The organism is Pseudomonas sp. R25(2017) (assembly GCF_002112565.1).
GTDB classification, from domain to species: domain Bacteria; phylum Pseudomonadota; class Gammaproteobacteria; order Pseudomonadales; family Pseudomonadaceae; genus Aquipseudomonas; species Aquipseudomonas ekonensis.
In genome coordinates this window covers 184021-207235 of the sequence record NZ_NEHZ01000005.1, presented here as the reverse complement: position 1 = coordinate 207235, position 23215 = coordinate 184021, and the positions used below count along the sequence as shown (strand labels likewise).

General features: G+C 63.0%; 20 protein-coding genes. 13 read left to right on the top strand and 7 right to left on the bottom strand.

All coding sequences use genetic code 11. The annotated features are described in order from the left end of the window. Positions 1-4: 4 nt before the first annotated feature. The 4 genes from crcB to CAG31_RS08495 form a co-directional block, all read right to left on the bottom strand. Entirely contained in the window at positions 5-379 is a 375-nt protein-coding gene (gene crcB, locus CAG31_RS08510; protein WP_085579839.1) for a fluoride efflux transporter CrcB, read from the bottom strand. Continuing rightward, positions 376-1701: a replication-associated recombination protein A gene (locus tag CAG31_RS08505; protein ID WP_085579837.1), complete on the bottom strand. Its 1326-nt coding sequence runs from the start codon at positions 1699-1701 to the stop codon at positions 376-378. Before CAG31_RS08505 ends, crcB begins: the two co-directional genes overlap by 4 nt. 61 nt (positions 1702-1762) lie before the next feature. Then, positions 1763-2383 (bottom strand): outer membrane lipoprotein chaperone LolA, encoded by a 621-nt coding sequence (gene lolA / locus CAG31_RS08500; RefSeq protein WP_085579835.1) that lies wholly within the window; start codon positions 2381-2383, stop codon positions 1763-1765. 79 nt (positions 2384-2462) lie between these two features. After that, complete coding sequence (locus CAG31_RS08495) at positions 2463-4874, bottom strand: DNA translocase FtsK (protein WP_085579833.1); 2412 nt, start codon at positions 4872-4874, stop codon at positions 2463-2465. A 494-nt stretch (positions 4875-5368) separates the two neighbouring features. On the opposite strand from CAG31_RS08495, the gene aat reads away from it, so the two are divergent. The 3 genes from aat to infA all read left to right on the top strand — a co-directional run bounded on the left by aat (position 5369) and on the right by infA (position 7146). Continuing rightward, positions 5369-6049, top strand: a complete 681-nt coding sequence (gene aat / locus CAG31_RS08490) for a leucyl/phenylalanyl-tRNA--protein transferase (protein ID WP_085579831.1) — start codon at positions 5369-5371, stop codon at positions 6047-6049. A 57-nt stretch (positions 6050-6106) separates the two neighbouring features. Beyond that, entirely contained in the window at positions 6107-6814 is a 708-nt protein-coding gene (locus CAG31_RS08485; protein WP_085579829.1) for an arginyltransferase, read from the top strand. Positions 6815-6927: 113 nt separating this feature from the next. Next, positions 6928-7146 carry a translation initiation factor IF-1 gene (gene infA / locus CAG31_RS08480; RefSeq protein WP_002553999.1) on the top strand — a complete coding sequence of 73 codons (219 nt, stop codon included), beginning with the start codon at positions 6928-6930 and terminating at the stop codon, positions 7144-7146. Between the two features lie 261 nt (positions 7147-7407). Here the strand turns inward: infA and clpA are convergent, their stop codons facing one another. Continuing rightward, positions 7408-9678, bottom strand: coding sequence for an ATP-dependent Clp protease ATP-binding subunit ClpA (gene clpA / locus CAG31_RS08475; protein ID WP_085579827.1), 2271 nt, complete (start codon positions 9676-9678; stop codon positions 7408-7410). A gap of 30 nt (positions 9679-9708) precedes the next feature. Continuing rightward, on the bottom strand, positions 9709-10071 hold the full coding sequence (gene clpS, locus CAG31_RS08470; RefSeq protein WP_015094394.1) for an ATP-dependent Clp protease adapter ClpS: 363 nt from the start codon (positions 10069-10071) through the stop codon (positions 9709-9711). A 224-nt stretch (positions 10072-10295) separates the two neighbouring features. On the opposite strand from clpS, the gene CAG31_RS08465 reads away from it, so the two are divergent. Further along, the gene (locus CAG31_RS08465) at positions 10296-10577 is read left to right on the top strand and encodes a cold shock domain-containing protein (protein WP_085579826.1); all 282 of its coding nucleotides are present in this window, start codon (positions 10296-10298) and stop codon (positions 10575-10577) included. A gap of 80 nt (positions 10578-10657) precedes the next feature. Here CAG31_RS08465 and icd read toward each other — a convergent pair whose 3' ends face one another. Beyond that, on the bottom strand, positions 10658-11914 hold the full coding sequence (gene icd / locus CAG31_RS08460) for an NADP-dependent isocitrate dehydrogenase (RefSeq protein WP_085579824.1): 1257 nt from the start codon (positions 11912-11914) through the stop codon (positions 10658-10660). 483 nt (positions 11915-12397) lie between these two features. On the opposite strand from icd, the gene CAG31_RS08450 reads away from it, so the two are divergent. The 9 genes from CAG31_RS08450 (at position 12398) to aceA (ending at position 23007) form a co-directional block, all read left to right on the top strand. Beyond that, positions 12398-14623: an NADP-dependent isocitrate dehydrogenase gene (locus tag CAG31_RS08450; RefSeq protein ID WP_085579822.1), complete on the top strand. Its 2226-nt coding sequence runs from the start codon at positions 12398-12400 to the stop codon at positions 14621-14623. Between the two features lie 199 nt (positions 14624-14822). After that, positions 14823-15269 (top strand): NUDIX hydrolase, encoded by a 447-nt coding sequence (locus CAG31_RS08445; RefSeq protein WP_085579820.1) that lies wholly within the window; start codon positions 14823-14825, stop codon positions 15267-15269. 59 nt (positions 15270-15328) lie between these two features. Beyond that, complete coding sequence (mnmA, locus tag CAG31_RS08440) at positions 15329-16453, top strand: tRNA 2-thiouridine(34) synthase MnmA (protein ID WP_085579818.1); 1125 nt, start codon at positions 15329-15331, stop codon at positions 16451-16453. After that, complete coding sequence (hflD, locus tag CAG31_RS08435) at positions 16450-17073, top strand: high frequency lysogenization protein HflD (protein ID WP_085579815.1); 624 nt, start codon at positions 16450-16452, stop codon at positions 17071-17073. The genes mnmA and hflD overlap by 4 nt, the downstream gene beginning before the upstream one ends. A gap of 127 nt (positions 17074-17200) precedes the next feature. Then, entirely contained in the window at positions 17201-18571 is a 1371-nt protein-coding gene (gene purB / locus CAG31_RS08430) for an adenylosuccinate lyase (RefSeq protein WP_085579813.1), read from the top strand. A gap of 86 nt (positions 18572-18657) precedes the next feature. Then, positions 18658-19830 carry a cupin domain-containing protein gene (locus tag CAG31_RS08425; RefSeq protein ID WP_085579811.1) on the top strand — a complete coding sequence of 391 codons (1173 nt, stop codon included), beginning with the start codon at positions 18658-18660 and terminating at the stop codon, positions 19828-19830. After that, complete coding sequence (locus tag CAG31_RS08420) at positions 19823-20248, top strand: GNAT family N-acetyltransferase (protein WP_085579809.1); 426 nt, start codon at positions 19823-19825, stop codon at positions 20246-20248. Before CAG31_RS08425 ends, CAG31_RS08420 begins: the two co-directional genes overlap by 8 nt. A 196-nt stretch (positions 20249-20444) precedes the next feature. After that, on the top strand, positions 20445-21206 hold the full coding sequence (locus CAG31_RS08415) for a secretin N-terminal domain-containing protein (protein WP_085579807.1): 762 nt from the start codon (positions 20445-20447) through the stop codon (positions 21204-21206). A 475-nt stretch (positions 21207-21681) separates the two neighbouring features. Next, positions 21682-23007 (top strand): isocitrate lyase, encoded by a 1326-nt coding sequence (gene aceA / locus CAG31_RS08410; RefSeq protein WP_085579805.1) that lies wholly within the window; start codon positions 21682-21684, stop codon positions 23005-23007. The last annotated feature ends 208 nt before the right edge of the window (positions 23008-23215 follow it).

Sequence of the window (23215 nt, the reverse complement as noted above, 5' to 3'; positions counted from 1 at the left end):
GTTGTCAAAGTTTGGTCAGGGACAGGCCGGCCCAGGTGGCGAGCAGCCCGCCGAATACGCTGAGCGCCGCATAGCCCAAGGCCAGCGGCACCTGCCCGCTTTCCAGCAGGCGCACCGTATCCAGTGAAAAGGATGAAAAGGTCGTCAGCCCTCCGAGGAAGCCGACGATCAACCCGGCACGCACCTCGAAAGGCACCTCCGGGCGTATCAAAAACAGGCCGTACAGCACGCCGATCAAAAGACAGCCCACGATATTAACGGCCAGCGTCGCGGTATAGAAGTGCCGCGGCCAGTTGGCGTTGACCCAATTGCCGGCGGCAAAGCGCAGCAGCGTGCCGGTGACGCCGCCGATGGAGACTGCAACGATCGCTGGAATCACGGTTTTCTCCGCTGGCGGGGGCTCAACCGGTCGAGTTGGGCAAGGTGCTTGAGCTTTTCGCCGATCTTCAGCTCCAGGCCACGGGGCACCGGCTGGTACAACGGAATCGGCTCGAGCGCTTCCGGGAAATAGTCTTCGCCGGCGGCATAGGCGTCCGGCTCGTCGTGGGCGTAGCGGTATTCGTCGCCGTAGCCCAACTGCTTCATCAGCTTGGTCGGGGCGTTGCGCAGGTGCAGCGGCACTTCCAGCGAACCGTGCTCGGCGGCGGCGCGCATCGCGGCCTTGAAGCCCATGTACACCGCGTTGCTTTTCGGCGCGCAGGCCAGGTAGGTGATGGCCTGGGCCACCGCCAGTTCGCCCTCGGGGCTGCCGAGGCGCTCCTGCACGTCCCACGCCGCCAGGCACAGGCTGAGGGCCCGAGGGTCGGCGTTGCCGATGTCCTCGCTGGCCATGCGCACCACACGCCGGGCCAGGTACAGCGGATCGCAACCGCCGTCGATCATCCGCGCGAACCAGTACAGCGCACCGTCCGGGTTGGAGCCGCGCACCGACTTGTGCAGCGCGGAGATCTGGTCGTAGAACGCTTCGCCGCCCTTGTCGAAACGCCGGCGGGTGTCGCCGAGCAGGCTCTGCAGCAGGTCGGTGCCGATCTCGCTGTCGTCGTCGGCCAGATCCGAGGCGTTCTCCAGCAGGTTGAGCAGGCGCCGGCCGTCGCCGTCCGCAGCCGACAGCAGCATCTGGAAACCTTCGTCGCTGAGGGTGAGGTGGCGTTTGCCCAGGCCCCGCTCTTCGGTCAGCGCCCGGTGCACCAGCTTGCGCAGCGCGGCTTCGTCCAGGCTCTTGAGCACATACACACGGGCCCGCGACAGCAGCGCGTTGTTCAGTTCAAATGACGGGTTTTCGGTGGTGGCGCCGATGAAGATCAGCGTGCCGTCCTCGACGTACGGCAGGAACGCGTCCTGCTGGGACTTGTTGAAGCGGTGCACCTCGTCGACGAACAGGATCGTGCGCCGGCCGTACTGCGCGGCCTGCTGCTTGGCGATCTCCACCGCCTGACGGATCTCCTTGACCCCGGCCAGCACCGCCGACACCGTTTCGAAGTGCGCATCCGACACTTCCGCCAGCAGCCGCGCCAGGGTGGTCTTGCCCACGCCCGGCGGCCCCCAGAAGATCATCGAATGCAGCGCGCCCTGCTCCAGCGCCTCGCGCAGCGGCTTGCCGCGGGCGAGCACGTGCTCCTGGCCGACGTATTCGTCCAGGTTGGTGGCGCGCAACCGGGCCGCCAAAGGCTGGGCCAGGGGCTCTCTGCGAAACAGATCCATCACGTACCGTTGAAACCTCTAGGCGTTGATCCTGCGGGCTCTCGCCCACAGGGTTCAGGGGTTATTCCTGGATCACGTCGGCACCCTTGGGGATGTCGAACTTGAACCTGGACGCCGGAATCGCTTCGTTGGCCTTCACCCCGGTGAACAGGATGTTGGTGCGCTGGCCGACGCTGTCGATCAGTTGCATGTCATTGACCAGGCCGTTGCGGAACGACAGGCGCAGGCTGTCGAACAGGGTGTCCTTGGTCTTCGGCTTGAGGGTGAAGTCGATCACGCCGCCGGCTTCCTTGGCGGTGATGTCGAAGCTCTGGCTGATCTTCGACACATCGCCCGACAGCAACAGGGCCGGGGTCTGGGTCAGGCGCTCGTCCAGCTTCTTGATCGTCGCCTGCTCAAGGTCCGGGTCCCACAGGGTGACCTTCTTGCCGTCGGAGACCATGGTCTGCTCGGCCGGCGCGTCGGTGTGCCAGTAGAACAGGCCCGGGCGCTGCAGCGACATCTCGCCGGCGGTTTCCTGCAATTGGGTGCCGCTGCCGTCGAGGGTCAGCTGGGAAAAGCGTGCGGTGAGGGTCTTGGATGTTTCCAGCAGTTGGGTCAGGCGCGCCACGTCCTTTTCGTCGGCGTGGGCCGAAAGCGTGGTCAGGGCCAGTACCGGCAGCAGCATGCGGATCAGACGCATGGGAGTCCTCTTGAATACTCGTGGGAGAGCGGACGGCGCCTCATTGCGCCGTCCCGGCTGTTGAATCCGGGGGTTTGACTCAGTCGCGCACCGGCCCCGGGGCCAGCACCTCACGCGAACCGTTGGTGTTCATCGCTGTGACGACCCCGGCCATTTCCATGGCTTCGATCATCCGGGCGGCGCGGTTGTAGCCGATCTTCAGCTTGCGCTGCACCGCAGAGATGGAAGCCCGGCGGCTTTCGAGCACGAACTGCACGGCTTCGTCGTACAGCGCGTCGGCTTCCGGATCGTCGCCTTCGCCACCGCCGCTGCTGCCTTCGAAACCGCTGCCCGCCTCTTCGACACCGTTGAGGATGTCGTCGTTGTATTCCGGCGCGCCGCGCAGTTTCCACGCCTCCACCACCCGGTGCACTTCGTCGTCGGAGACGAACGCGCCGTGCACCCGGATCGGCAGACTGGTGCCCGGCGGCATGTAGAGCATGTCACCGTGGCCGAGCAGCTGTTCGGCGCCGCCCTGGTCGATGATGGTGCGCGAGTCGATCTTGCTCGACACCTGGAACGCCATCCGCGTCGGGATGTTGGCCTTGATCAGGCCGGTGATCACGTCCACCGACGGCCGCTGGGTCGCGAGGATCAGGTGGATGCCGGCGGCCCGCGCCTTCTGGGCGATGCGGGCGATCAGCTCTTCCACCTTCTTGCCGACGATCATCATCATGTCGGCGAACTCGTCCACGACCACGACGATGGTCGGCAGCTTCTGCAGCAGCGGCGCCTCGTCGTGGATGCTTTCGCGCTTGTACAAAGGATCGCTCAACGGCTCGCCGGCGTCCTGGGCCTCCTTGACCTTGGCGTTGAAGCCGGCCAGGTTGCGCACGCCCATCTTCGCCATCAGCTTGTAGCGCCGCTCCATCTCGGCGACGCTCCAGCGCAGGGCGTTGGCCGCGTCCTTCATGTCGGTGACCACCGGGCACAGCAGGTGCGGAATGCCTTCGTAGATCGACAGTTCGAGCATCTTCGGGTCGATCATGATCAGCTTGGCGTCTTCGGGGCCCGACTTGAACAGGATCGACAGGATCATCGCGTTCACGCCCACCGACTTACCGGAACCGGTCGTACCGGCCACCAGCAGGTGCGGCATCTTGGCGAGGTCGGTGATGACCGGCTTGCCGCCGATGTCGTGGCCGAGGGCCAGGGTGACCGGCGACTTGAAGTTGTCGTACTCAGGCGTCGACAGCACCTCGGAGAACCGCACGATCTGCCGGTCTTCGTTGGGGATCTCGATGCCGACGGTGGTCTTGCCCGGAATCACCTCGACCACCCGCACGCTGGTCACGGCCAGGGAACGCGCCAGGTCTTTGGCCAGGTTGGCGATGCGGCTGACCTTCACGCCGGCGGCCGGCTGGATTTCGTAGCGGGTGATGACCGGGCCCGGATGGATCGAGTCCACCGTGACCTCGACGCCGAATTCCTTGAGCTTGATCTCCAGCAGGTGACCGATCGCCGCCAGGGACTCGGGGGAATGGTTGAGCTGTTTCTTTTCCGCCACATCGAGGATCGAGATCGGCGGCAAGGTGCCTTCCACGGCGCTGTCGACGAACAGCGGCACCTGCTTTTCCTTCTGCACGCGCTTGCTCGGCTCCGGCGCCTTGACCGGGGCCGGCATGATGACCGGCGGCACCTGTTTCTCCCGCTCGGACATGTGCTTGCTCAGGGCCTGTTCGCGTTCGATCAGGCGTTCCTTGACCTTGGCCTGCTCGCGCTTGTCCGGCACCGCCGGGGCGACGACCTCGTCCACACGGTCATCGACTTCGCGCAGCTGGGCAACCAGTTGCCGGCGCTCGGTGCGCGCCGCCCACCAGCGGTTGAGCGCGCCCTGGAACAGTTCGAACAGGTCGAGGGTGATCTTGCCGGTGACGTCCATCACCTTGAACCACGACAGGTCGGTGAATACCGTCAGGCCGAACAGGAACAAGGCGATGAACAGCAAGGTGCTGCCCTGGATGTTCAGAGCGTTCCTGGCCAGGTCGCCGAGGCTTTCGCCCAGCGCCCCGCCGGCGCCGGCCGGCAGGCTGGAGGCCGCGGCATGAAAATGGATGTGGGCCAGCGCGGCGCCCGACAGCACCAGGAACACCAGGCCGATCAGGCGCCAGGAGAACAGCCAGCCGCTCCACTGCCAGGGCTCGTGGCGCTGACGGAAGATCTGGTAGGCCTTGATCGCCAGCAGCAGCGGGAAGATGTACGCGAAGTAACCCAGCACCATGAACAGGATGTCGGCGCTGTAGGAGCCGGCCGGACCGCCGAAGTTCTGCACGTCGTCGATCTTGCTGTTGTGGCTCCAGCCCGGATCGTCCTTGCCGTAGGTCAGCAGGGCCATCATCAGGAACAGGCACAAGGCACCGATGGCGATCAGCGCACCTTCCTTGAGCCGGTAGTGCAACTGCTGACGCCAGAGCGGAACGACTGCTTTTGGTGCTTCCGTGGATTTCTTCAAAACGCTTCTTTTCCTGCGCCTGCGGCGCGTCCATCTATTGAATGACGATAAAAACTGCCCGATCCCAGGCAGGCAAAAAATTGACGGGCACAACCGAAACCCGTTTTAACACTGCATCGGTGCCTTAATAAACTCGGCACACGGAGAATATTCTGCAACAGCCCGGCATTGTACGGGTTTGCACGCGTGTTGCCATGCCCGCGCCCGTGCAACAAGCATAGCCAAGCGCACGGATCCTGCGGCTCAATTTGAGCATGCATTACCTTTTGTGACAAAGGCTTATGAGGTGTATTTGATAAACGTCACGAAGCGCCCGGCGCCGATCGCCGCACAATGCCCGACGCCTGCCGCGCCACCCGTCTGCGCGACGCCCGATTACGACCGCGCCTGCCCGGCCAAGTTGCAGCCGCGCAGGATCGGGAGGACATTCCCGTCATTTAGCGGCACACTCTAGCGCAGCCACCGCCCTCCCCTCTTCCGCAAGCCCGAATGCCATGCTGACCTGGTTACAACGCAACACCCTGACATTTCCGCCCCTGGAAAAGGCCATGCGCGATCCCAACGGATTGCTGGCGGCCGGCGGCGACCTGTCCGCCGACCGGCTCATCCAGGCCTACCGCCACGGCTGCTTTCCGTGGTTCTCCGAAGGCCAGCCGATCCTCTGGTGGTCGCCTGATCCGCGCACGGTGCTGTTTCCCGACGAACTGCACGTCTCCCGCAGCCTGGCCAAGCTGATGCGCAAACAGCGCTACCGGGTGACGTTCGACCAAGATTTCGCGGCGGTGATCAGCGCCTGCGCCGCGCCGAGGGACTATGCCGACGGCACCTGGATCACTCAAGCGATGCAGGACGCTTACCTCGAACTGCACCGGCGCGGCTTTGCCCATTCGGTGGAAGTCTGGGACGGGGGCGAACTGGTCGGCGGCCTGTACGGCCTGGCCATGGGCCAACTGTTTTTCGGCGAATCGATGTTCAGCCGCGCCGACAATGCCTCCAAGTACGGTTTTGCCACGCTGGTGCAGCACCTGAAGGACGCGGGGTTCGTCCTGATCGACTGCCAGATGCCCACCGACCATCTGCACAGCCTCGGCGCCCGGGCGATCTCGCGCCGCACCTTCGCCGACTACCTGGCGCGGCACCTGGATCGGCCGAACCAGGCCACCTGGGTTTGCTGAGCGACTTTTGCGCACCTGGCTTACACTTAATTCACAAGCTTACCCCGAGGGTTGATCATGACCGAGTTGGCGCGTTTGAAGTTCTATGCCACTCAGCCTCATTCCTGCAGCTACCTGCCGCAGGAGCAGGCCACGACCCTGTTTCTCGACCCCAGTCAGCCCATGGATGTGCATGTCTACGCAGACCTGTCGGAAATGGGTTTTCGTCGCAGCGGCGACCATCTGTACCGTCCGCACTGCCAGAACTGCAATGCCTGCGTGCCGGCGCGCATCCCGGCGCTGCAGTTCAGCCCCAACCGCCAGCAGAAGCGCATTTTCAAGCGCAATGCCGACCTGCAGGTGCGACCGGTGAAGCCGGGCTTCAGCGAAGAGTATTTCGACCTGTACCAGCGCTACATCGAGCAACGGCACGCCGACGGCGACATGTACCCGCCCAGCCGTGACCAGTTCGCCACGTTCCTGGTGCGCGACCTGCCCTTCTCGCGCTTCTACGAGTTCCGGCTCGACGGACGGTTGCTGGCCGTGGCCGTCACCGACCTGCTGCCCAACGGGCTGTCGGCGGTCTACACCTTCTATGAGCCGGAGGAAGAACGCCGCAGCCTGGGGCGCTACGCCATCCTTTGGCAGATCGCCGAAACCCGGCGCCTCGGGCTGGACGCGGTCTATCTGGGCTACTGGATCAAAAACTGCAAAAAGATGAACTACAAGACCCAGTACCGCCCCATCGAACTGTTGATCAATCAGCGCTGGGTCATCCTCAACTGAACGCAAACCCTTAAACCCCTTGGCGTAAACACCACTTTTCGGGCACAATGCACGCCGCTTTTGCCTGGCGCAGTTGCACCGGGCCATTCACTGGACACCGAGGGCTTTACTGCATGTCGAAAGAAGACAGCTTCGAAATGGAAGGCACTGTCGTCGACACCCTGCCAAACACCATGTTTCGCGTGGAATTGGAAAATGGGCACGTCGTTACCGCGCATATCTCCGGCAAGATGCGCAAGAACTACATTCGTATTCTTACCGGTGACAAAGTGCGCGTCGAGCTGACGCCCTATGACTTGAGCAAAGGGCGCATCACTTACCGCGCTCGCTAAGCAAGTCAATACAAGACGCCCGGCCCTGCCGGGCGTTTTTGTTTGCGCGGGATTTGACCTGCGGCGCCCGGACTGACGCCATCGCCAGCAGGCTGGCTGCCACAGGTTAATGCACCACGCAGGTCCAATGTGGGAGCGAACCTGCTCACGATAGCGTCCGCGCGGTCGGCCATGATGTCGACCGGCACAGGGACGACCAAGAATACCCGGACAGCAAAAAGGCGCCATAAGGCGCCTTTTTGCTGTGTCGCGGTTTTGGCCTCAGGCCATTTCCGCCGTGGTTTCGAACTCGAAGGTCAGCTCGCCGTCCTTGATGTCGATGTGCACCACACCGCCATGCTCGGCCAGTTCGCCAAACAGGATTTCCTCCGCCAGCGGACGCTTGATCTTGTCCTGGATCAGGCGCGCCATCGGACGGGCACCCATCGCCGAGTCGTAGCCGCCGGCCGCGAGCCAGCTGCGGGCCGCGTCGGTGACTTCCAGCAGCACCCGCTTGTCTTCCAGCTGCGCCTGGAGCTCGGTGAGGAACTTGTCCACCACGCTCTTGATGACTTCGTGGCTGAGGCGACCGAACTGGATGATGGTGTCCAGGCGGTTGCGGAACTCCGGCGTGAAGCTCTTCTTGATCACTTCCATCGCATCGGACGAGTGGTCCTGATGGGTGAAACCGATCGAAGCGCGCGCCGCGGTCTCGGCACCGGCGTTGGTGGTCATGATGATGATCACATTGCGGAAATCCGCCTTGCGCCCGTTGTTGTCGGTCAGCGTCCCGTGGTCCATCACCTGCAGCAGCAGGTTGAAGACTTCCGGATGCGCCTTCTCGATTTCGTCGAGCAGCAGCACGCAATGCGGTTGCTTGGTGATCGCCTCGGTCAGCAGGCCGCCCTGGTCGAAGCCGACATAACCCGGAGGCGCACCGATCAGACGCGAAACGGTGTGGCGTTCCATGTACTCGGACATGTCGAAGCGAACCAGCTCGATGCCCAGCGCCTTGGCCAACTGCCGAGCGGCTTCGGTCTTGCCGACGCCGGTGGGACCTGCGAACAGGAACGAACCCACCGGTTTGTCAGGCGACTTCAGCCCGGCACGGGACAGCTTGATCGCAGTCGACAGGGAGTCGATCGCCGCGTCCTGGCCGAACACCGTCAGTTTCAGGTCGCGTTCGAGGTTGCGCAGCAGTTCCTTGTCGGAGCTGGTGACGTGTTTCGGCGGAATCCGCGCGATCTTCGCCACGATGTCCTCGACCTGGGCCACGTCGATGCGCTTCACGCGCTTGTCCGCCGGCTGCAGGCGCTGGTAGGCGCCCGCCTCGTCGATGACGTCGATGGCCTTGTCCGGCATATGCCGGTCATTGATGTAGCGCGAGGCCAGTTCGGCGGCGGCGCGCAGGGACTCGTCGCTGTACTCGATGTTGTGGTGCAGCTCGAAGCGCCCTTTCAGGCCCCGCAGGATGCCGATGGTATCCTCCACCGACGGTTCGACGACATCGACCTTCTGGAAACGCCGCGCCAGGGCCCGGTCCTTCTCGAAGATGCCGCGAAATTCCTGGAACGTGGTCGAGCCGATGCAACGGATGTCACCGGACGACAGCAGCGGCTTGAGCAGGTTGGAGGCGTCCATGACGCCGCCGGACGCCGCGCCGGCACCGATGATGGTGTGGATCTCGTCGATGAACAGGATCGCCTGCGGACGTTTCTTCAGCTCGTTGAGCAGCGCCTTGAAGCGCTTCTCGAAATCGCCGCGGTACTTGGTGCCGGCCAGCAAGGCACCGAGGTCGAGGGAATAGACGACGCTGTTGATCAAGAGATCCGGCACCAGGCCGTCGACGATGCGCTTGGCCAGGCCTTCGGCGATCGCGGTCTTGCCCACGCCCGCCTCGCCCACCAGCAGCGGGTTGTTCTTGCGCCGGCGCGCGAGGATCTGCGCGACGCGCTCGACTTCCGTCTCGCGGCCGACCAGCGGGTCGATCCGGCCCTGACGCGCCAGTTCGTTGAGGTTGCTGGCATACGCGTCCAAAGGATTGCCTGAAGAAGAAGACTCACCGCCCTCGTCGTCCTGCATATCTTGCTCACCCTCAGAATGTTCGCCATGCCCAGGCACCTTGGAAATGCCATGGGCGATATAGTTGACGACATCGATGCGTGCGACGCTCTGCTGCTTCAGCAGGAAAACCGCCTGACTCTCTTGCTCACTGAAGATCGCGACCAGCACGTTGGCGCCGGTCACTTCGCGTTTGCCCGAGCTCTGAACATGAAAGACAGCACGTTGCAGCACACGCTGGAAGCCCAGGGTCGGCTGGGTTTCGCGGTCCTCGTCATGGACGGGGATCAGCGGCGTGGTGGAGTCGATGAACTCCTGCAGGTCGTGCTTGAGTTTGTCGAGGTTTGCGCCGCAGGCACGCAAAACGGTGGCGGCAGCCTCGTTATCCAATAAGGCCAGCAGCAGGTGTTCGACGGTCATGAACTCATGACGCTTCGAACGGGCCTCCTTGAAGGCAAGATTGAGGGTGACTTCGAGCTCGCGGTTTAACATAGCTTCACCTCATACCCAAATGGTCGGCGATTAACCGTCCTTCTCGATTTCACAGAGTAGCGGATGCTGGCTTTCCCTGGCGTACTGGTTGACCTGCATGGCCTTTGTCTCGGCGATGTCGCGGGTAAACACTCCACATACTGCCCGCCCTTCTGTATGGACGGCCAGCATGACCTTGGTCGCCAGCTCGCGATTCAGGTTAAAAAACACCTCGAGCACTTCGACGACGAAATCCATCGGTGTGTAGTCATCATTGAACAAAACCACCTTGTACATCGGCGGCGCCTGCAATGCAGGCTTTGCTTCCTGAACAGCAATGCCCGCTGAATCGTCGTCGTGTAAATCAGGGCGATCCTGATTGAATGTTAGTCGAATCTGGCTGATTGCATGCATGGAAAGAAAGGTTCGTCAGTTGTGCAAATACAGTGGTGGGGGCGGCTGCACGCGTTTTCAACTCCGATTGCCCGGTCACCTTGACTATCGGGAAAACGGTGTTACAACCAATAGAACCCACGGTGGGTAAAAAAGATCCGCGGAGTCCTGTTCGCAAACGAATTCGACTGCGGATGAATCGGATGATACTCCAGCGTTGGAGTCTGTTGCAGAGGGATTTGAGCATGGCTGTCGGCAAGGTGAAATGGTTCAACAATGCCAAGGGATTCGGCTTCATCAACACCGACGCCCGCGAAGGCCGGGACGAGGACGGCAAGGAAATCGACTTTTTTGCCCACTACTCCGCCATCGAGATGGATGGCTACAAGACCCTCAAGGCCGGGCAGCTCGTCAACTTCGAGATCGTACAAGGGCCAAAAGGCCTGCATGCCGTCAAGATCACGACTACCGACGCCACCAAAGAACGCACAGCGGCCGCCGGCCAGGCGCAGACGGTCGCCCACTGATCCGAGCGCACCTGCCGCCCTAAACGAAACCGCCCGGTTCGAATCATCGAACCGGGCGGTTTGCATTGCGGCGGATTCGCTTACATGTGCGAGATCAGCGCCTCGCCGAAGCCCGAAGACGACACCAGCTTCGCGCCTTCCATCAGGCGTTCGAAGTCGTAGGTCACGGTCTTGGCCTTGATCGCGCCGTTGGTGCCCTTGATGATCAGGTCGGCTGCCTCGGTCCAGCCCAGGTGGCGCAGCATCATCTCGGCCGAGAGGATCACCGAGCCCGGGTTGACCTGATCCTTGCCGGCGTACTTGGGCGCCGTGCCGTGGGTGGCCTCGAACATGGCCACGGTGTCGGACAGGTTGGCGCCCGGCGCAATGCCGATGCCGCCCACTTCCGCCGCCAGGGCATCGGAGAGGTAGTCACCGTTGAGGTTCAGCGTGGCGATCACGTCGTACTCGGCCGGACGCAGCAGGATCTGCTGGAGCATGGCGTCGGCGATGGCGTCCTTGACGATGACTTCGCGGCCGGTCTTCGGGTTCTTGAACTTCATCCACGGGCCACCGTCCAGCAGCTCGGCGCCGAACTCTTCCTTCGCCACCTCATAGCCCCAGTCCTTGAAGGCGCCTTCGGTGAATTTCATGATGTTGCCCTTGTGCACGATGGTCAGCGACTTGCGGTCGTTGTCCACCACGTACTGCAGGGCCTTGCGCACCAGGCGCTTGGTGCCTTCCTTGGAGACGGGCTTGATGCCGATGCCGCAATCCTGGTCGAAGCGGATCTTGGTGACACCCATTTCCTCTTTCAGGAACTTGATGACCTTGGTGGCCTCCGGGGAACCGGCCTTCCACTCGATGCCGGCGTAGATGTCCTCGGAGTTCTCGCGGAAGATGACCATGTCGACGTCGCCTGGCTTTTTCACCGGGCTCGGCACGCCGTCGAACCACACCACCGGCCGCAGGCAGACATACAGGTCGAGCTGCTGGCGCAGGGCGACGTTGAGGGAGCGGATACCGCCGCCGACCGGGGTGGTCAGCGGGCCCTTGATGGAGACGACGTAATCCTTCACGGCGTCCAGGGTTTCCTGAGGCAGCCAGGTGTCCTGGTCATAGACCTGGGTCGCTTTTTCGCCGGCGTAGACCTCCATCCAGGAAATCTTGCGCTTGCCTCCGTAGGCCTTGGCCACGGCAGCATCCACCACTTTGATCATCACCGGACTGACGTCGACGCCAATGCCGTCGCCTTCGATGAAGGGAATGATCGGGTTATCAGGGACATTGAGAGAATGGTCTGCATTGACGGTGATTTTGTCGCCGACGGCCGGAACCTGAATCTTCTTGTAACCCATGCTGAACTCCACTCATTGGATTGAACATCTGGCTTCGTCCGAGCGTAACCCACTTGAATCAACACGCAAACCCTCTGTTCCGGGCACGGGCCCATCCCGCTTCCTACAAGCCTGAAAGCAAAGGGAAAAGCGCCAATCTCAAGCATTGCCGGCAACTTGCCGCCCGCCGCTGCCCTGCGACCTTTAGACCAATGGACGAGAATCGTTGCATATGAACCATCGGCAGATTGCCAGCTACCTATGTATAATGCCGCCCGCTGACCACAGGGTCACGACGGCTGGCCTCTCTACGACGAGACTTTCCGCCTGATTTGGCCGGGCTGATACCGCAGCCTGACCGCATGACGCTCTACTGATGCACCCAACATCACCGCGAAGAAACCTCGACACTCGGTTCATGGATGACTTTGAACGAACGCGCTTACCCGGCGCCCCTCGAGTTTCTGCGCACGCTTTAGCAAAGAAGAGAGAGTTAATCCGAATATGCCCACCCGCTCGAAGATCATCTATACCTTCACCGACGAAGCTCCAGCCCTCGCCACCTACTCCCTGCTGCCGATCATCGAGGCCTACACCGCTTCGGCCGATATCGCCGTGGAAACCCGCGATATCTCTCTTGCAGCACGCATCCTGGCCAGCTTCCCCGAGCAACTGGGCGACAAAGCCGTAGCCGACCACCTTGCCGAACTGGGCGAACTGGCGGTCACGCCTGAAGCCAACATCATCAAGCTGCCGAACATCAGCGCTTCGGTACCGCAACTGCAGGCCGCCATCAAAGAGCTGCAGGCCCAGGGCTACAACCTGCCGGACTACTCGGAAACCCCGGCCACCGACGCCGAAAAAGACGCCAAGGCCCGTTACGACAAGGTCAAGGGCAGCGCCGTGAACCCGGTTCTGCGTGAAGGCAACTCCGACCGCCGCGCTCCGCTGTCGGTCAAGAACTACGCGCGCAAGCACCCGCACAAGATGGGCGCCTGGGCCAAGGACTCCAAGTCCCACGTCGCCCACATGAGCGCCGGTGACTTCTACGGCAGCGAGAAGGCTGCCCTGATCGAAGCCGCCGACGCGGTGAAGATCGAACTGATCGCCAAGGACGGCACCGCCACCGTCCTGAAAGAAAAAACCAGCGTTCAGGCCGGCGAGATCCTCGATTGCGCCGTGATGAGCAAAAACGCTCTGCGCGCCTTCATCGCCGCCGAAATCGAAAGCGCCAAGGCCCAAGGCGTACTGCTGTCGGTTCACCTGAAAGCCACCATGATGAAGGTCTCCGACCCGATCATGTTCGGCCAGATCGTTGCCGAGTTCTACAAAGATGCCCTGGCCAAGCACGCCGACGTGCTGGCGCAGATCGGCTTCAACCTGAACAACGGCATCGGCGACCTGTACGCCCGCATCAAGACCCTGCCGGCCGAGCAGCAAGCCGCCATCGAAGCCGACATCCAGGCGGTCTACGCCGTTCGTCCAGCGTTGGCGATGGTCAACTCCGACAAGGGCATCACCAACCTGCACGTGCCGAGCGACGTGATCGTCGACGCCTCGATGCCGGCCATGATCCGTGACTCCGGCAAGATGTGGGGCACCGACGGCCAACTGCACGACACCAAGGCCGTGATCCCGGATCGCTGCTACGCGACCATCTACCAGGCCGTGATCGAAGACTGCAAAGCCAACGGCGCCTTCGATCCGACCACCATGGGCAGCGTGCCGAACGTCGGCCTGATGGCCAAGAAGGCCGAAGAGTACGGCTCCCACGACAAGACCTTCCAGATCAAGGCCGACGGCGTCGTCCGCGTGACCGACAGCAAGGGCACCCTGCTGATGGAACAGGCTGTCGAAGCCGGCGACATCTTCCGCATGTGCCAGACCAAGGACGCGCCGATCCAGGATTGGGTCAAGCTGGCCGTCAACCGTGCCCGCGCAAGCAGCACCCCGGCCATTTTCTGGCTGGACCCGATGCGCGCCCACGACGGCGTGGTGATCGAGAAGGTCCAGGCCTACCTGAAAGACCACGACACCGCCGGCCTGGACATCCAGATCATGGCCCCGGTCGAGGCGATGAAGGCCACCCTGCAGCGCACCCGCGAAGGCAAGGACACCATTTCGGTGACCGGCAACGTACTGCGTGACTACCTGACCGACCTGTTCCCGATCATGGAACTGGGCACCAGCGCCAAGATGCTGTCGATCGTGCCGCTGATGAACGGCGGTGGCCTGTTCGAGACCGGCGCCGGCGGTTCGGCTCCGAAGCACGTGCAGCAACTGGTCGAAGAGAACTTCCTGCGCTGGGACTCGCTGGGTGAATTCCTGGCCCTGGCCGCGTCCCTGGAACACCTGGGCGTGAACTACGGCAACCCGAAAGCGCTGGTGCTGGCCAAGACCCTGGACCAGGCCACCGGCCAGTTCCTGGACAACAACAAGTCGCCATCGCGCAAGGTCGGCAACATCGACAACCGCGGCAGCCACTTCTACCTGGCGCTGTACTGGGCCCAGGCCCTGGCCGCCCAGACCGAAGACGCCGCGCTGCAAGCGCAGTTCGCGCCGCTGGCCAAGACCCTGACCGAGAACGAAGCGACCATCGTCGCCGAGCTCAACGCCGTTCAGGGCAAGCCAGTGGACATCGGCGGCTACTACCACGCCGACGCCGAGCTGATCAGCAAGGCCATGCGCCCGAGCGCCACGCTCAACGCGGCCATCGCTGCGCTGGTGTAAGGCAGTAAAGGCAACATCACAAACCCCGGCCAAGTGCCGGGGTTTGCGTTTCTGAAGACGACACAAACCCTTGTGGGAGCTGGCTTGCCAGCGATGACGGCCGATCAGCCAACAATCATGGTGACTGGCCCACCGCTATCGCTGGCAAGCCAGCTCCCACAGGGATAGTGTTTCAAGTTTTGGGAATTGAGGAAGGTTCATGGACTGGCAACCCCACATCACCGTCGCCACCATCGTCGAGGACAACGGCCGCTTCCTGATGGTCGAAGAGCACAAGGCCGGCCGCAACGTGCTCAACCAGCCCGCCGGCCATCTGGATCCGGACGAGACCCTGATCGAGGCCGCCGTGCGCGAAACCCTTGAGGAAACCGGCTGGGACGTCGAGCCCACCGGCGTCATCGGCATTTATCTGTACACCGCTCCCAGCAACGGCGTGACCTACCAGCGCGTGTGCTTCAGCGCCAAGGCCGTCAAATACCACCCGGACTATCAACTGGACGACGGCATCGTCGGCGCCAAGTGGCTGACCCGCGACGAATTATTGGAGCAGCGCGATCACTGGCGCAGCGAACTGATCATCCGCTGCATCGACGATTACCTGGCCGGCAATCGCTTCGGCCTCGAACTGATCCGCCCTTCCCTTTAGCCTTGAGGCCGTGAGCCTGTTAGAATCGCGTCCTTTTTCAAGACACTCATTGAATCCCTATGCGTGATCCAGCCCCTTCTGACACATCCAAGAAGCGCGTCATTGTCGGCATGTCCGGCGGCGTGGACTCTTCCGTTTCCGCTCTCCTGCTGATCGAGCAGGGCTTTGAGGTGGAAGGCCTGTTCATGAAGAACTGGGAAGAAGACGACGGAACCGAGTACTGCACCGCCATGGACGACCTGGCGGACGCCCAGGCCGTGTGCGACAAGATCGGCATCAAGCTGCACACCGCCAACTTCGCCGCCGAGTACTGGGACAACGTGTTCGAGCACTTCCTGGCCGAATACAAGGCCGGCCGCACGCCGAACCCGGACATCCTGTGCAACCGCGAAATCAAGTTCAAGGCATTCCTGGACTACGCCATGAGCCTGGGCGCCGACCTGATCGCCACCGGTCACTACGTGCGCCGCCGCGACATCGACGGCCGCACCGAACTGCTCAAGGGCCTGGATCCGAACAAGGACCAAAGCTACTTCCTGCACGCCGTCGGCGGCGAACAGATCGCCAAGACCCTGTTCCCGGTCGGCGAACTGGAAAAGCCCGAAGTTCGCGCCATCGCAGAGAAGTACGAACTGGCCACCGCCAAGAAGAAGGACTCCACCGGGATCTGCTTCATCGGCGAGCGCCGCTTCAGCGACTTCCTCAAGCAGTACCTGCCGGCGCAGCCCGGCGAGATCAAGACCACCGAAGGCGAGGTCATCGGCCGTCACCACGGTCTGATGTACCACACCATCGGCCAGCGCCAGGGCCTGGGCATCGGCGGCCTGAAGGACGCCGGCGACGAGCCGTGGTACGTGCTGCGCAAGGACCTGGAGCACAACGAACTGATCGTCGGCCAGGGCAACAACCATCCGTGGCTGTTCTCCGGCGCCCTGCTCGCTTCCGAGATCTACTGGGTCAACCCTATCGACCTGAACCAGCCGCGCCGCCTGACCGCCAAGGTGCGCTACCGCCAGAACGACCAGGCCTGCACCCTCGAGCAGACCGCCACCGGCTACCGCGCCGTGTTCGACGAGCCGCAGCGCGCCGTCACGCCGGGCCAGTCGGTGGTGTTCTACGACGGCGAGGTCTGCCTCGGCGGCGGCGTGATCGAAGTCGCCGAGCCGTGGAGCGGCCAGGCATGAGCCCGATCCAGGAACAACTGACGGCGTTGGGCGGCGTGTTTCTCGCCGCCGTGCTGGTCGACCGGATCGCCAAGACCGGCCAGACCAACGAGGCCGGCCTGACCTGCATGCTCGGCAGCCTGCTGGTGCGCGACCCCAAGGACACGCTGGACGTCTACGGCGGCGACGACATCAACCTGCGCGACGGCTACCGCGCGCTGGTCGGCGCCCTCGAACGCGACCCGAGCACCCTGCAGCGCGAGCCGTTGCGCTACGCCCTGTCGATGCTGGGCCTGGAGCGGCAACTGGCCAAGCGCGACGACATGCTCGACACCATCGGCAAGCGCCTGCCGCAGATCCAGTCCCAGGTCGAGCATTTCGGCCCGGCCCACGAAAACGTGATCGCCGCGTGCGGCGCGCTGTACCAGGACACCCTGAGCACCCTGCGCCAGCGGATCCAGGTGCACGGCGACATGCGCAACCTGCAGCAGCCGAGCAACGCCTCGAAGATCCGCGCCCTGCTGCTGGCCGGCATCCGCTCGGCGCGCCTTTGGCGCCAGCTCGGCGGCCACCGCTGGCAACTGGTGATCAGCCGCCGCAAGCTGCTCAAAGAGCTGTACACGCTGATGCGCAGCGAGTGAACCGACCCGCGACAATTGCTTTGTAGTCTGTAACGCGTAATACGCCGGTCAGTTGGTGACGGATCGGCGGACTTTTTCATGTATGATACGCGCCCCATTTCGTTGCCCGACTGTCCGAGAACACCCCATGCAGCTCTCTTCGCTCACTGCGGTTTCCCCTGTAGACGGCCGCTACGCCGGCAAAACCCAGGCCCTGCGCCCTATTTTCAGCGAGTACGGCCTGATCCGTGCCCGCGTCCTGGTCGAAGTGCGCTGGCTCCAGCGCCTGGCCGCCCACGCCGGCATCCCGGAAGTGCCGGCCTTCTCCGCCGAGGCCAACGCCGTTCTGAACGAACTGGCCGAAAACTTCTCGCTGGAGCACGCCGAGCGCGTCAAAGAGATCGAACGCACCACCAACCACGACGTCAAGGCGATCGAATACCTGCTCAAGGAGCAGGCGGCCAAGCTGCCGGAGCTGGCCAAGGTCAGCGAATTCATCCACTTCGCCTGCACCAGCGAAGACATCAACAACCTGTCCCACGCCCTGATGCTGCGCGAAGGCCGTGACGACGTGATGCTGCCGCTGATGCGCCAGACCGCCAACGCCATCCGCGAACTGGCCCAGCGTTTCGCCGACGTGCCGATGCTGTCGCGCACCCACGGCCAGCCGGCCTCGCCGACCACCCTGGGCAAAGAGCTGGCGAACGTGGTCTACCGCCTGGAGCGCCAGATCGCTCAGGTGGCCGCCGTTCCGCTGCTGGGCAAGATCAACGGCGCCGTGGGCAACTACAACGCCCACCTGTCGGCCTACCCACAGATCGACTGGGAAGCCAATGCCCGTGCCTTCATCGAAGAAGAGCTGGGCCTGGCCTTCAACCCGTACACCACGCAGATCGAGCCGCACGACTACATCGCCGAGCTGTTCGACGCCATTGCGCGCTTCAACACCATCCTGATCGACTTCGACCGTGACATCTGGGGCTACATCTCCCTGGGTTACTTCAAGCAGCGCACCATCGCCGGCGAAATCGGCTCGTCGACCATGCCGCACAAGGTCAACCCGATCGACTTCGAAAACTCCGAAGGCAACCTGGGCATCGCCAACGCGCTGTTCCAGCACCTGGCGAGCAAACTGCCGATCTCCCGCTGGCAGCGTGACCTGACCGACTCCACCGTGCTGCGCAACCTCGGCGTGGGCTTCGCCCACAGCGTGATCGCGTACGAAGCGAGCCTCAAAGGCATCAGCAAGCTGGAACTGAACGCGCAGAAGATCGCCGAAGACCTGGACGCCTGCTGGGAAGTGCTGGCCGAACCGGTCCAGACCGTGATGCGCCGCTACAACATCGAGAACCCGTACGAAAAACTGAAGGAACTGACCCGCGGCAAGGGCATCAGCCCTGAAGCGCTGCAGACCTTCATCGACGGTCTCGACATGCCAGCCGAAGCAAAGGCCGAGCTCAAGCGCCTGACGCCGGCCAGCTACATCGGCAACGCCGTGGCGCAAGCCAAGCGCATCTGATCGACCGCTTGAACCGTTTGAGACGCCCGGCCGCGCCGGGCGTTTTTATTCCCGTCTGAAAAGTGCTTTTTTTCAATAGGTTACATATGAATCCAGATACTCCTCTTCAACTTCTGGGCGGCCTCACGGCGCGCGAGTTCATGCGCGACTACTGGCAGAAAAAACCGCTGCTGATCCGTCAGGCGATGCCTGACTTCGAAAGCCCGATCGACCCTGACGAGCTGGCCGGCCTGGCCCTCGAAGAAGAAGTCGAATCGCGCCTGGTCATCGAACACGGCGAGCGTCCGTGGGAGCTGCGTCGCGGCCCGTTCGCCGAGGACGAGTTCACCAAGCTGCCTGAGCGCGAGTGGACCTTGCTGGTGCAGGCGGTCGACCAGTTCGTGCCGGAAGTCAGCGAACTGCTGGAGAACTTCCGCTTCCTGCCGAGCTGGCGCGTCGACGACGTGATGATCAGCTTCGCGGCCCCCGGCGGCAGCGTCGGCCCGCACTTCGACAACTACGACGTGTTCCTGCTGCAGGGCCACGGCAAGCGCAACTGGAAGATCGGCCAGATGTGCGACTCCGAGAGCCCGCTGCTGCAGCATGCGGATCTGCGCATCCTCGCCGAATTCGAACAGACCGACGAGTGGGTGCTGGAACCGGGCGACATGCTCTACCTGCCGCCGCGCCTGGCCCACTGCGGCGTCGCCGTGGACGACTGCATGACCTATTCGGTCGGCTTCCGCGCGCCGAGCGCCGCCGAAGTGCTGACCCACTTCACCGACTTCCTGAGCCAGTTCCTGCCGGACGAAGAGCGCTACACCGACGCCGACGCCAAGCCGGTCAGCGATCCGCACCAGATCCAGCACGACGCGCTCGACCGCCTCAAGTCCCTGCTGGCCGAGCACATGGGCGATGAACGCCTGCTGCTGACCTGGTTCGGCCAGTACATGACCGAGCCGCGCTACCCGGAACTGGTAGTGGGCCTTGAAGAAGTCGCGGAAGACGACTTCCTCGGCGCCCTGGAAGACGGCGCGGTGCTGATCCGCAACCCGAGCGCCCGCCTGGCCTGGTCCGAAGTCGACGACGACCTGCTGCTGTTCGCCAGCGGCCAGAGCCGTTACCTGCCGGGCAAGCTGCGCGAGCTGCTGAAGATGATCTGCGCCGCCGACGCGCTGCACATCGACAACCTCGGCGAGTGGATGGACGACGAGGACGGCCGCGGCCTGCTGTACGAACTGGTCAAGCAAGGCAGCCTGGGGTTCGCCGACGATGAATAAGATTCGCGTGCATGTCGCAGACTGGCAAAAGGACAACGCCGAGATCCGGCGCATCCGCGAAACCGTGTTCATCGCTGAGCAATCGGTGCCGCCGGAGCTGGAATGGGACGCCGATGACGCCACCGCCGTGCATTTCCTGGCGTTCGAAGGCGACTTCCCCATCGGCACCGCCCGCCTTTTGCCCGACGGGCACATAGGCCGGGTGTCGGTGCTCAAGGACTGGCGCGGCCTGAAGGTCGGCGATGCGCTGATGCAGGCGGTGATCGCCGAAGCCGAAGCGCGTGGGCTCAAGCAGCAGATGCTCAGCGCCCAGGTGCAGGCGACGCCGTTCTACGAGCGTCTGGGGTTCAACCTGGTCAGCGAGGAGTTCCTCGAGGCCGGGATTCCCCATGTCGACATGGTCCGCCATTCGGCTTGAGCCCATCACCACCAGGCCAGCTTCCGCAGAGCAAACCTTGCGGGAGCCAGCCTGCTGGCGACAAGGCCGGCAAGAACACCCAAAACGCCCCGCCATCTGCCGATGCCGGGGCGTTTTGCCGCCCGGGATTCAACTTGCCCCACCCCGGGCCGACAAAGTGGCAATATCAAGCCTTTCGAAAGCGGAGATAACGGACATGTCCCTACGCACCCTGCTCGCCACCCTGCTGCTCGGCTGCAGCCTGTCGGCGATGGCAGCCACAGAAATCGTGCCCCTCAAGTACCGCACCAGCGCCGACATGCTGCCCATGGCGCAGGACTTGATGGGCAAGGACGGCCAGGTCAGCGCCTACGGCAACCAACTGATCGTCAAGGCCGAACCCGGCAAGATCCAGGAACTCAAGGATCTGCTGACGCAACTCGACACCGCCCCCAAGCGCCTGCTGATCACCGTCGACACCAACGAGAACAACGGCCGCGGCGACGAAGGCTACTCGGTCAACGGCGCCCAACCGAACCAGACCCGCATCATCAGCCGCAGCACCGCCAGCCGCGACGGCGGCGTCCAGCAGGTGCAGGCCAGCGAAGGCATGCCGGCGCTGATCCAGGTCGGCCAGAGCGTGCCGATCACCAGCAGCCAGAGCGACTCCTGGGGCGGCTACAGCAGCCAGACCCAATACCGTAACGTCACCCAGGGTTTCTACGTCACCGCCAGCGTCACCGGCGACATCGTTCATCTGGCCATCAGTACCAACCGTGACCGTATGAGCCAGGAACGTCCCGATGTAGTGAACGTGCAAAGCACCGACACAACCGTCACCGGACGCCTCGGGGAGTGGATCACCCTGGCGGGCGTGAATCGCCAGACCCAGGCCGACAAACAGGGCCTGACCCGCAGCTACTCGACTCAGGGCCGGGATGACATGACCTTGCGGGTGAAAGTCGACAGCCTGGACTGAAGCCCCGAAAACTGACCGCACAGTCGTATTAGACGAAAGATGTAGTGCTTGAAAAAAAGCACTACAAAACGTTTGACGGGCCAAAAAAGCGAAGGCATGATGGCCTCGCTCCCGCTAATCAGAGGCCCTGGCAAGGGCCTTCGAAGCGATGTTCGCACCTACCCCGCGAACCGTTTCGTGTCTGTACCGCCCACAAGGTGTGTTTGACGAGGTTGCGACTGGAACGAAGTTGTCCCGAGGGACGGAAGCGTTTTTAGGTAACCCGGCATCACGCTGCAGCCCGCAGAAAAGGCCCACGACGCCCCGACTGCGCCCGCCAGTTCGCCTTTACCTGCTCACTTTCCCCTCGAGCCCGTCGTTCATCCCGTCGCCATCCCGCCGAACCCGACTTGACCACCCGGATCTCTGGTCAGCGAGCGCAGGAATTTTCCACCGCAGAACAACTTTTCATAAAGACGCGACGAGGTTTATCTCCATGGCACTGACACGCGAACAGCAAATTGCAGCCCTTGAAAAAGACTGGGCTGAAAACCCGCGCTGGAAAGGCGTGACTCGCACTTACTCCGCCGCTGACGTCGTCCGCCTGCGTGGCTCGGTCCAACCTGAGCACACCTTCGCGAAAATGGGCGCCGAGAAGCTGTGGAACCTGGTGACCCAGGGTGCCAAGCCGGCCTTCCGTCCTGAGAAAGATTTCGTCAACTGCATGGGCGCCCTGACCGGCGGCCAGGCTGTGCAACAAGTCAAGGCCGGCATCCAGGCGATCTACCTGTCCGGCTGGCAAGTGGCTGCGGACAACAACTCCGCCGAATCGATGTACCCTGACCAGTCGCTGTACCCGGTGGACTCGGTGCCGACCGTGGTCAAGCGCATCAACAACGCCTTCCGCCGCGCCGACCAGATCCAGTGGAAAGCCGGCAAGAACCCGGGCGACGACGGCTACATCGACTACTTCGCACCGATCGTGGCTGACGCCGAAGCCGGTTTCGGCGGCGTTCTGAACGCCTACGAGCTGATGAAGAGCATGATCGAGGCAGGCGCCGCCGGCGTTCACTTCGAAGACCAGCTGGCTTCCGTGAAGAAATGCGGCCACATGGGCGGCAAGGTACTGGTTCCGACCCAGGAAGCCGTGCAGAAGCTCGTCGCTGCCCGTCTGGCCGCCGACGTCGCCGGCACCCCGACCATCATCCTGGCCCGCACCGACGCCAACGCCGCCGACCTGCTGACTTCGGACTGCGACCCGTACGACCAGCCGTTCGTGACCGGCGAGCGCACCCAGGAAGGCTTCTACAAGGTTCGCGCCGGCCTGGATCAAGCCATCGCCCGCGGCCTGGCCTACGCGCCGTACGCCGACCTGATCTGGTGCGAAACCGCTAAACCGGACCTGGAAGAGGCCCGTCGCTTCGCCGAAGCGATCAAGAAGGAATACCCGGACCAACTGCTGTCGTACAACTGCTCGCCTTCCTTCAACTGGAAGAAAAACCTGGACGACGCGACCATCGCCAAGTTCCAGCGCGAACTGTCCGCCATGGGCTACAAGCACCAGTTCATCACCCTGGCCGGCATCCACAACATGTGGCACAGCATGTTCAACCTGGCGCACGACTACGCCCGCAACGACATGACCGCCTACGTGAAGCTGCAGGAGCAGGAATTCGCCGACGCCGCCAAGGGCTACACCTTCGTGGCTCACCAGCAGGAAGTGGGCACCGGCTACTTCGACGACATGACCACCGTGATCCAGGGCGGCACCTCGTCCGTGACCGCGCTGACCGGTTCGACCGAAGAAGAGCAGTTCCACTGATCGACTTCGCCTGAGCGAACGGCCCTGGCGGATCGTACAGAAAGCTAACCGCCAAGCCGCACCACTGACGCCCCGACTGGTTCGGGGCGTTTTTTTGCCCGTTATTCAACGAACGCCATCGGTTCCGGGGCCAACCGAGATCGCCGCGGGAGCCAGCCTGCTGGCGATGGCGCCTGCCGAGGCCAACCCCTCCCGCAAAGTCTTCGCG